The sequence below is a fragment of the Halomonas sp. 707D4 genome (assembly GCF_024158685.1).
In the GTDB taxonomy this organism is placed as follows: domain Bacteria; phylum Pseudomonadota; class Gammaproteobacteria; order Pseudomonadales; family Halomonadaceae; genus Vreelandella.
This window is the reverse complement of record NZ_JAMZBD010000582.1, coordinates 1-1,688: the sequence shown is the minus strand read 5'-3', so window position 1 is coordinate 1,688 and position 1,688 is coordinate 1. Positions and strand designations below refer to the sequence as shown.

Annotated in this window: 2 protein-coding genes; both read right to left on the bottom strand. The window is 59.4% G+C overall.

Annotated elements, in window-relative coordinates:
* Positions 1–1,222, bottom strand: a 1,222-nt coding sequence (locus BIS11_RS16820; protein WP_253586619.1) for an amidohydrolase family protein, incomplete at its 3' end; no start/stop codon positions are given.
* 23 nt (positions 1,223–1,245) lie between these two features.
* Positions 1,246–1,688, bottom strand: a 443-nt coding sequence (locus BIS11_RS16815; RefSeq protein ID WP_253586618.1) for a TRAP transporter large permease subunit, incomplete at its 5' end; no start/stop codon positions are given.

The window sequence follows — 1,688 nt, the reverse complement described above, 5'->3', positions numbered from 1 at the left end:
ACGTGTTCTTGTACGCCACGCCCCCTTTCATGATCAGCATCAGTTGCTCGTCGGGCTGGGTGAGCACGGTGATGTCGTCCAGCGGGTTGTCCTTGAGAATGATGACATCGCCGCGGGCACCGGGAATGATCTCGCCGAAATCGCCTACACAGCCGTAGGCATCCGCCGCGTGGCTGGTCGCGGCGCGGATCAGCTCGTCGGCGGGCACCACGTCTTTGCGCAGATTGAACTCATTGAGCTGATGGACCTGCATGCGCCCAAGCAGGTCAGAACCGTAAAGCATCTTCACCCCGTGCTGCTGAGCCATTTCAAGCGCCTTGCCGCCGGCCTCGAGTACTTCGAACACCTTGCGCTGAAGCTCTTCGGCCATGCCCGCCTCGACCCCTTCACGCGCCAGCGCGTCGTAGGTGCTCAGCGTCGGCGTCAGATAGGCGTCGTGCTCGAGAAACAGACGGCAGCTCTCTTCATCCATCAAGTTGCCGTGCTCGATGGTTTTCACGCCGCGCGGGATCAGCCGATTGATGGCACGCGCGGTATAGGCATGGGCCATGGTGTGAATATTAGCCGCGGTGGCTTCCTCGACGATGGCGTCGATCTCTTCCAGCGAGAACTGGGTACTGTCGATGCGGTCAGTGGGTGAAGCAACGCCCCCCGATGCCATGATCTTGATCTGTGTGGCCCCCTTACGGATCTCATCGCGCGCTGCCTGGCGCACCTCGCTCACGCCATCGCATACGCGGCCAAGGCCGGCGCAGCAAAAGCAGCCTTCGAACGTCTGTTGACCCGGCCCGCGCATGTCACCATGGCCGCCAGTCTGAGAGAGTGCGCGACCGGCGTACATGATCCGAGGGCCAAGAAGCGCGCCTTCGTCTACTGCTTTGGCCAAACCATAGTCCGCCCCACCAGCGTCGCGCACGGTGGTAAAACCACGCATCAGCATGGCTTCGAGAAGTTCCGATGACTTGGCGCCGACATAGAACGGCGACAGCGTTCCCAACAGCGCGAAGTTGGGTGTAATGGCAGTGACGTGAACGTGGGAATCCACGAGCCCGGGCATCAGGTAGTGCCCCTTGACGTCGATCACCTGGTCGTCGCTACCCTCGAGCGGGGATGCACTGACCGCGTCGATACGCCCTTCCTTGATGCGCACTTCGTGGTTGGCCAGTACCTGACCGCTGCGCGAGTCGACGACGTTCGCGTTGATGAAACGAATAGTGGACATGGGTGCTCCTTGAAATGAAGGCGTCAAAACATTTTCTGCGGAAGATAAAGTGAAAGCGCGGGAATCAACACGATGAGCAGCAGCGCAACGATGTCCATCACAATGAACCAGCTCACCCCCTTGAAGACCTCGCTCAGGCGGACGCTATTACCCAGCGAGCCCTTGATCACGTACACGTTGAGGCCGATAGGTGGCGTCACCAGCCCGACTTCCAAAAGCTTGACCACGATGATGCCAAACCAGACCAGATTGAGATCCGCGCCTTCCACCAGCGGAAGAATCAGCGGCAGGGTCAAAAGCAGCAGACCGATCGAGTCGATGAACATGCCAAGGATCAAGTAGATCAGCGCTACCGCCAGAATGATCCACCAGGTCTCGGTGCTCACTCCCAGAATCAGCTCTGAAAACGCCGAGGGTACGCCGCTCATCGCCAGAAAACGGGTGAAAAAGAGCGAGCCGATAAGAA